A 7,882-nucleotide genomic window follows, 5' to 3' on the forward strand; every position below is an offset into this window, starting at 1 on the left:
TACGCCCGCAGCCGGCGCACCGACATCAACGACCTCACCTTCGCCTGCGGCCCGCATCACCGCCTGCTCAAACCCGGCGGCTGGCGCACCCGCAAAAACACCCAAGGCCACACCGAATGGATCCCCCCGCCCCGCCTGGACTGGGGCCGGCCCCGCACCAACACCTTCCACCACCCCGAGAAACTGCTCCGGGATGACGATGACGACGACGCGGCATAGGGATTAGCGTGACTCCCGTGAAAGATGGCCGCACGCTGCTGTTGATGCGTCACGCGAAATCCGACTACCCGCCCGGCGTAGCCGACCACGAGCGGCCGTTGGCGCCGCGCGGGATCCGAGAGGCCGGGCTCGCCGGTGATTGGCTGCGCGCCAACGCCCCGGCCGTCGACGCCGCGCTGTGCTCCACCGCGACGCGCGCGCGAGAGACGTTGGCCAACACGCGCATCGACGCGCCGGTGCGCTATAGCGACCGGCTGTACGGCGCCACACCCGGCACCATGATCGAGGAGATCAACGCGGTCGGCGACGACGTGCAGACACTGCTGGTCGTCGGTCACGAGCCGACGATGTCCGCCCTGGCCCTCGGGCTGGCCGGCGAGGGCACCGATACCGCTGCGGCCGAACGGATTTCGGTCAAGTATCCGACGTCGGCGATCGCCGTGCTGACCGTGCCGTCCGGCTGGAAGGGCCTCGAACTCGGGCGCGCCGCACTGATCGGGTTCGAGGTGCCGCGCTAGCCCGCTACGAGTTGGTGGCCAGCGTCAGCTCCATCAGCTTGAGGGCCTGACCGCACGCGTCGATACCGGGCGCCTGAGGATTGACCCACCAGCCGACCACCCCCGCGGCGTCGCTGGCGACCCCGCACGCGCCGTTCGGGTCGTCCGGGCGCATCACGATCGAATCGATCCCGGCGATGTTTCGCGTCTCGACTTTGTACTTCAAGAAGTCGGCGACCTTGCGCTCGTTGCTGAGGCTCCCCTGCTCGAACCAGAACCGGGTGATGTCGATCAGCCCAGCCGGGTTGGCCGCCTGCCAGCGGCAGATGGCGCCGACGAACGTGCTCTGAATGTCGAGCGGGTCGGCACCCACCGTCTTGGCCAGGATGTCGCTGGTGAGCACCTCACACTCCTTGAGCAGGTTCGGGTACTGCTGCTGGGAGTTGTTGTTGCGGGTCGGGCCCCCCGCCTTGACGGCGGTGCCGCCGACCGACCTCGAACACCCCGTCATCACCACCAGCGAGGTGATCAAGACGGCTACGGCGGCGCGGACGCTTCTTCTGGTCATTTCGAGTTCGCAATCGACTGACGAGCCAGTTCCTTGGCGATGTCGCAGGGCGGCGGAAACGGCTTCTGGCTGAAGCTGATCGACCATTCGAAGAAGTCATCCTGGAACTGGATGCCCACCTCGCACAGCGAGTCACCGAGGTTGGGCTCGTTTCCGATGGCGATGAACCCGCCGTGGCCGTTGATGTTGATGTCGTCGACGCTGGCGCGCGACAGCTCCTCGGTCTTGCGCTCGCGCCCGATCGGGCTTCCGCGATACCAGGAGAAGGAGAAGTGCGGGCCGAGGATGCCGCCGCCCGCCAGCCACTGGCATCCGACGGAGTTCCTGGCGGTGTTGATCAGGCCGGTTACCTTGGTCAGCTCCGCCACCGTCTGATCGCTGATGCCGCCGCACTGCGGGAACATCGGCCCGTGATGACCCTCGGAGTTCCCGGGCGAGGACGACGACGTCGCCCCCGGTTTGTTGCCGCCGGAATCGGAGCACGCGGCAGCCGCCGGGACCAGGATCGCCAGGGCCGACGCCGCAACGGCCAGCGCCCTCGAGTTACGCCGCACCGCTACCCTGCTTCTGCTCAGCCTGCTGCCGGTCCACACGATGCACTGTAGCGGCAGCTCAGCGGGTCAACCACCGACGCGCCTGAGCAGGCGTTTCAGCCGCGCCGGCGGATGCGGTGCGCGGATTGGGCCGTCCGGCGGTGGCTGGCCGCCGGCGGGCGTCCCGTGTGCGACGCTTACGAAATGCTCCTGGCACTGCTGCGCCAGTACATCCGGCCGTACCGGCGGCCGGTCGCGGTGCTGATGGTGCTCCAGCTGATCAGCACGCTGGCATCGCTGTACCTGCCCACCGTCAACGCCGCGATCATCGACGAGGGCGTCGCCAAGGGTGACACGGCCACGATCGTCCGGCTCGGCATGATCATGCTTTCGGTCACCGGGCTGCAGGCGCTGTGCGCGATCGGGGCGGTCTACTTCGGCTCCCGGACCGGGATGGGGTTCGGTCGCGATTTGCGCGGGGCCATGTTCGACCACATCACCACCTTCTCCGAGCACGAGACCGCCCGCTTCGGTGCGCCCACATTGCTGACGCGCAGCACCAACGACGTCCGCCAGATCCAGTACCTGGTTCAGATATCGAGCACCGTGTTGGTCACCGCGCCGATCATGTGCATCGGCGGAATCCTGATGGCCATCCACCAAGAGGCCGCGCTGACGTGGCTGCTGCTGGTCAGCGTTCCCGTCATGGCCGTGGCCAACTATTGGGTGATGTCGCACATGCTGCCCCTGTTCCGCCGGATGCAGGGCTTGATCGACGGCATCAACCGGGTGATGCGCGACCAGCTGTCCGGCGTCCGGGTGGTCCGGGCCTTCGCGCGCGAAGGCTACGAGCGCGACCGGTTCGCCCGCGCGAACGCCGCGTTGTCGAACACCGCGCTGACGGCAGGCAATTGGCAGGCGGTGATGCTGCCGGTGACCACGCTGACCGTCAACGTGTCCAGCGTCGCGCTGATCTGGTTCGGCGGGTTGCGCATCGATCGCGGCCAGATGCAGGTCGGCTCGCTGACCGCCTTCCTGGCCTACTTCACCCAAATCCTGATGGCGGTGTTGATGGCGACCATGACGCTGGTGGTGCTGCCGCGAGCGTCCGTGTGCGCCGAACGCATCACCGAGGTGCTCGCCACCCAGGCCGCGGTCAACGACCCGCAGGCGCCGGCCTTCCCGCGCGGCGGCATCACCGGGATGGTGCGACTAGCCGGCGTGACGTTCAGCTACCCCGGCGCCGACCGCCCAGTGCTGCAAGACATTTCGTTCACGGCGCGGCCCGGAACCACCACGGCCATCGTCGGCAGCACCGGGTCGGGCAAGTCGACGTTGATATCGCTGATCTGCCGGCTCTACGACGTGACCGGCGGCGCCGTCCTCGTCGACGACGTCGACGTCCGCGACTACCAGACCGAGCGGCTCTGGTCCGCGATCGGACTGGTGCCCCAGCGCGGCTACCTGTTCTCCGGCACCGTGGCCGACAACCTGCGGTACGGCAAGTCCGACGCGAGCGACGACGAGATGTGGGAAGCGCTGCGAGTGGCCGACGCCGAGGGATTCGTGCGCGCCCACGGCCCAGCAGATAGTGGGCTGCGGATGCGGGTGGCCCAGGGCGGCATCAACTTCTCCGGCGGTCAGCGACAACGGCTGGCGATCGCGCGGGCGGTCATCCGCCGTCCCACCATCTATCTCTTCGACGACTCGTTCGGCGCGCTCGACGTGCACACCGACGCGCGAGTGCGCGCATCGCTCAAGCAGGTGGCTGGCGCGGCCACCGTTATCGTTGTCACGCAACGGGTTTCGACAGCAGCCCAGGCCGACCAGATAGTCGTCCTCGACGGCGGGCGGTTGGTTGGCATCGGCACACACGAATCGCTGCTCACCGACTGCGCCACCTACGCGGAGTTCGCCGACTCACAGTCGGTGGGCGCGTTGCGATCCGGTCAGGTCGGGGGCGGGCCATGACCGCGGTGGCCACCCGAGGGTTGACCCCGGCCCCCGCCGGGCGGTCGCGCGACTTCTGGGGCACGGCCGCCCGGCTGACCAAACGGCTTGCGCCCCAACGCCGGCTGAGCATCGCGGTGATCGGCTTGGGCATCACCGGGACGGTGATCGGGGTCGTCGTCCCGCGAATCCTGGGCCATGCCACCGATCTGCTGTTCAACGGCGTGATCGGCCGGCAGCTCCCCGCGGGCATCACCAAGGCGCAGGCCGTCGCCGCGGCCCGCGCCCGCGGTGAGGGCACCTTCGCCGATCTGCTGTCCGGGATGGGTGTGGTGCCCGGCCGGGGTGTCGACTTCGGCGCGGTGGCGCGCACCCTGGCGCTGGCGTTGTGCTTGTATCTGGTTTCCGCACTGCTGATTTGGGCGCAAGCGCGCCTGCTCAACGTCACCGTGCAGCGCACCATGGTGGCGCTGCGGTCCGATGTCGAGGACAAGGTCCACCGGCTGCCGCTGTCCTACTTCGACGGACGCCAGCGCGGCGAGCTGCTGAGCCGGGTGACCAACGACATCGACAACGTGCAGTCGTCGCTGTCGATGACCATCAGCCAGCTGGTGACGTCGATGCTCACCGTGGTCGCGGTGCTGGCGATGATGGCGTCCATCTCGCCGCTGTTGGTGCTGATCACCGTCGCCACGGTGCCGCTGTCGCTGGTGGCGACGCGCGCGATCGCGCGGCGCGCGCAGCGCCTGTTCGTGGCGCAATGGACGAGCATCGGTCGCCTCAACGCTCACATCGAGGAGACCTACAGCGGTTTCACGGTGGTCAAGACCTTCGGTCACCAGGCCGCGGCCCGCGAGCAGTTCCGCGATTGCAACGACGACGTGTACCGGGCCAGTTTCGGCGCCCAGTTCTTCTCGGGCCTGGTGGCACCGGCGACCGCGTTCATCGGCAACCTCGGCTACGTGGCCGTCGCCGTGGTGGGCGGCCTGCAGGTGGCCACGGGGCGCATCAGCCTCGGCGGCATCCAGGCCTTCATCCAGTACGTCCGGCAGTTCAACGCCCCGCTGAGCCAGGTGGCCGGCATGTACAACACCCTGCAGTCGGGGGTGGCCAGCGCCGAGCGGGTGTTCGACCTGCTCGACGAGCCCGAGGAAACACCGGATCCAGTGCCCGCCGCGGCGCCCCCCGGCGGCGGTGCCGCACGGGTCGAGTTCCAGCACGTGAGCTTCGGCTACCACCCGAATGTCCGGGTGATCCACGACCTGTCGATGATCGCGGAGCCAGGCAGCACGGTGGCGATCGTCGGGCCGACCGGGGCCGGCAAGACCACGTTGGTGAACCTGCTCATGCGGTTCTATGACGTCGACTCCGGGCGAATTTTGGTGGACGGCGTCGACATCAGCACCATGAGCCGGCAGTCGCTGCGGTCGCGAATCGGCATGGTCCTGCAGGACACCTGGCTCTTCGACGGGACGATCGAGGAAAACATTGCCTACGGGCGGCCGGAGGCCACTGCCGATGAGGTGGTGCAAGCCGCCGCGGCGGCATACGTCGACCGGTTCGTGCACACCCTGCCGGCCGGGTACCAGACGCGGGTCAGTGGCGGCGGCGGCAACATCAGCGCCGGCGAGAAGCAACTCATCACGATCGCGCGCGCTTTCCTTGCCCGGCCGCAACTGTTGATCCTGGACGAGGCGACCAGCTCGGTGGACACCCGCACCGAAGCGCTCATCGCCCACGCCATGTCCGAGCTGCGCCGGGATCGCACGAGTTTCATTATCGCGCATCGGCTTTCGACGATCCGCGACGCGGACCGCATCGTGGTGATCGACGACGGCCGGATCGTCGAGCAGGGCAGTCACGCCGAGCTGCTGGCGCGCCGGGGCGCCTACTACGCCATGACCCACGCGTAAGCCGCGGGGCCGCGTATTCGCGGGTTGGCGCCGAATCGGCCGGGATTGCCATCACAATGGCTAGGTAGTGACGGAAGGACCAACACGCGATGGTGGACAAACGTCTCGAACTCGGTCTGCTCGGACCGCTGGAGATGAGCGTCGACGGCACCCTGGTGGCCTTGGGCACCCCGAAACAGCGGGCGGTACTGGCCCTGCTGTTGATGAACCGCAACAGCCCGGTCGCCGTCGACCGGCTCATCACGGCCCTGTGGGATGACCAGCCGCCGTCGGGGGCGCGGGCCAGCATTCACTCCTACGTGTCCAATCTCCGCAAGCTGCTCGGCGCCGCGGGCATCGAGCCGCGCATGGTGTTGGCGGCGGCGCCGCCAGGGTACCGGCTCAACATCGACGAAAACGCTTACGACCTCGGGCGGTTCATCGCCGAAAAGACCGCGGGCGTGCACGCCGCCGCCTCCGGCAAATTCGAAGAGGCCAGCCGGCACCTGACGGCCGCCTTGGCGGAATGGCGCGGGCCCGTGCTCGAAGACCTGCGCGAGTTCGGATTCGTCGACACCTTCGCCACTTCCCTTGTCGAAGAGAAGATTCTGGTCCATGGCGCCAAGGCGGAGGCCGAAATCGCCTGCGGGCGTGCGTCCGCCGTGATCACCGAACTCGAGGCGCTGACCACCGAACACCCCTACCGCGAACCGCTTTGGGCGCAGTTGATCACGGCCTACTACCTCACCGATCGCCAGTCCGACGCGCTGGCCGCCTACCGCCGCGTCAAGGCGACGCTCGCCGACGACCTGGGCATCGACCCGGGACCCACGCTGCGCTCGCTCAACGAGCAGATCCTGCGCCAAGAGCCGTTGGACGTGAAGCGCACCGCCAAGACCGCCGCCGTCGACACGGTGACGGTGCTGGAACAGCACACCATGGTGTCCGGGCAGCAGGCCATCGCTTATCTGCACGAGGCGTCGGGGCGCAGCTACCCGCTGCGGGCGGCGGCGACCCGGATCGGGCGGCTGGGCGACAACGACATCGTTCTCGACAGCCCCAAAGTCAGCCGCCACCATGCCGTCATCGTCGACACGGGCACCAGCTTCATCATCAACGACCTGCGGTCGTCCAACGGCGTCCATGTGCAGCACGAGCGGATCCGTTCCGCCGCCACCCTGCGCGACGGCGACCACGTCCGCATCTGCGACTACGAATTCACTTTCCAGATCGCCGCCGACAGCGACGCGTGAGCCACCCGTCGGCGCGGGGCTAATCGCGCGATTCGTGGTGCGTTCCGGAGGGCGGGGGCTTACGGTCAGGGTTGCTAGGTCAGGGGGTTGCGGCTGACCGGTGTGCCCGGCGATTGTTGGGTGTCGGTGGCGTGGTGGATGGGTGTGAAGGATCGGCGATGAGTGATGAGCAGGTCTCGCGGGTGGGCACGCAGTTTGGGCCGTATCACCTAAAGCGGCTGCTGGGCCGGGGTGGGATGGGTGAGGTCTACGAGGCCGAGCACACCGTCAAGGAGTGGACGGTGGCGGTCAAGCTGCTGTCGGAGACCTTCAGCAAGGACCCGGTGTTTCGGGAGCGGATGAAACGCGAAGCCCGCACCGCCGGTCGTTTGCAGGAGCCGCACGTGGTGCCCATCCACGATTACGGCGAAATCGACGGGCAGATGTTTTTGGAGATGCGCCTGATCGAGGGCACCGACTTAGACAGTGTGCTCAAACGCTTTGGGCCGCTGGCCCCGCCGCGCGCGGTGGCCATCATCACCCAGATCGCCTCGGCGCTCGACGCCGCCCACGCCGCCGGGGTGATGCACCGCGACGTCAAGCCGCAAAACATTTTGGTCACTCGCGATGATTTCGCCTATCTGGTCGACTTCGGCATCGCCAGCGCCACCACCGATGAGAAGTTGACCCAGCTGGGCACCGCGGTCGGAACCTGGAAATACATGGCGCCCGAACGGTTTTCCAACGCCGAGGTCACCTACCGCGCCGACATCTACGCCCTGGCCTGCGTGCTGTATGAATGCCTCACCGGCACCCCGCCGTACACCTCGTCGAGCGCGGGCGCCCTGGTGACCGCCCATACCATGAATCCCATCCCCCAGCCCAGCGCGCTTCGACCCGGGATTCCCAAGGGCTTCGATGCGGTGATCACGCGCGGGATGGCCAAGAAACCCGAGGAGCGTTACGCCAGCGCCGGGGACCTGGCCCTGGC

At 67.8% G+C, this 7,882-nt stretch carries 7 protein-coding genes and 1 pseudogene; 6 read left to right on the forward strand and 2 right to left on the reverse strand.

What is annotated here, in order from left to right:
* Nucleotides 1–219 (forward strand): annotated as a pseudogene (locus tag A5730_RS24940) (hypothetical protein); the annotation flags it as partial.
* A 44-nt stretch (nucleotides 220–263) separates the two neighbouring features.
* Complete coding sequence (locus tag A5730_RS11675) at nucleotides 264–737, forward strand: histidine phosphatase family protein (RefSeq protein WP_067900011.1); 474 nt, start codon at nucleotides 264–266, stop codon at nucleotides 735–737.
* 4 nt (nucleotides 738–741) lie between these two features.
* Here A5730_RS11675 and A5730_RS11680 read toward each other — a convergent pair whose 3' ends face one another.
* Together A5730_RS11680 and A5730_RS11685 are read right to left on the reverse strand one after the other, a co-directional pair.
* Entirely contained in the window at nucleotides 742–1,284 is a 543-nt protein-coding gene (locus A5730_RS11680; protein WP_055405498.1) for a DUF3558 domain-containing protein, read from the reverse strand.
* On the reverse strand, nucleotides 1,281–1,838 hold the full coding sequence (locus A5730_RS11685; RefSeq protein ID WP_067900003.1) for a DUF3558 domain-containing protein: 558 nt from the start codon (nucleotides 1,836–1,838) through the stop codon (nucleotides 1,281–1,283). The genes A5730_RS11680 and A5730_RS11685 overlap by 4 nt, the downstream gene beginning before the upstream one ends.
* Nucleotides 1,839–2,021: 183 nt before the next feature.
* Here A5730_RS11685 and A5730_RS11690 point away from each other — a divergent pair, with 183 nt between their 5' ends.
* The 4 genes from A5730_RS11690 to A5730_RS11705 all read left to right on the forward strand — a co-directional run.
* On the forward strand, nucleotides 2,022–3,788 hold the full coding sequence (locus tag A5730_RS11690; protein ID WP_067900014.1) for an ABC transporter ATP-binding protein: 1,767 nt from the start codon (nucleotides 2,022–2,024) through the stop codon (nucleotides 3,786–3,788).
* Nucleotides 3,785–5,680 (forward strand): ABC transporter ATP-binding protein, encoded by a 1,896-nt coding sequence (locus tag A5730_RS11695; protein ID WP_067900005.1) that lies wholly within the window; start codon nucleotides 3,785–3,787, stop codon nucleotides 5,678–5,680. The genes A5730_RS11690 and A5730_RS11695 overlap by 4 nt, the downstream gene beginning before the upstream one ends.
* An 89-nt stretch (nucleotides 5,681–5,769) precedes the next feature.
* Nucleotides 5,770–6,912: a BTAD domain-containing putative transcriptional regulator gene (locus tag A5730_RS11700; protein WP_067900008.1), complete on the forward strand. Its 1,143-nt coding sequence runs from the start codon at nucleotides 5,770–5,772 to the stop codon at nucleotides 6,910–6,912.
* A 158-nt stretch (nucleotides 6,913–7,070) separates the two neighbouring features.
* The coding region (locus A5730_RS11705) for a serine/threonine-protein kinase (RefSeq protein ID WP_156745774.1) at nucleotides 7,071–7,882 on the forward strand (812 nt) is incomplete at its 3' end.

This window comes from Mycobacterium sp. ACS4054 (assembly GCF_001667275.1).
GTDB lineage: Bacteria > Actinomycetota > Actinomycetes > Mycobacteriales > Mycobacteriaceae > Mycobacterium.

Coding starts and splice junctions, on each gene's coding strand:
- A5730_RS11695 (WP_067900005.1), top strand. CDS start 3,785: ATGACCGCGGTGGCCACCCGAGGGTTGACCCCGGCCCCCGCCGGGCGG.
- A5730_RS11680 (WP_055405498.1), bottom strand. CDS start 1,284: ATGACCAGAAGAAGCGTCCGCGCCGCCGTAGCCGTCTTGATCACCTCG.
- A5730_RS11675 (WP_067900011.1), top strand. CDS start 264: ATGCGTCACGCGAAATCCGACTACCCGCCCGGCGTAGCCGACCACGAG.
- A5730_RS11690 (WP_067900014.1), top strand. CDS start 2,022: ATGCTCCTGGCACTGCTGCGCCAGTACATCCGGCCGTACCGGCGGCCG.
- A5730_RS11700 (WP_067900008.1), top strand. CDS start 5,770: ATGGTGGACAAACGTCTCGAACTCGGTCTGCTCGGACCGCTGGAGATG.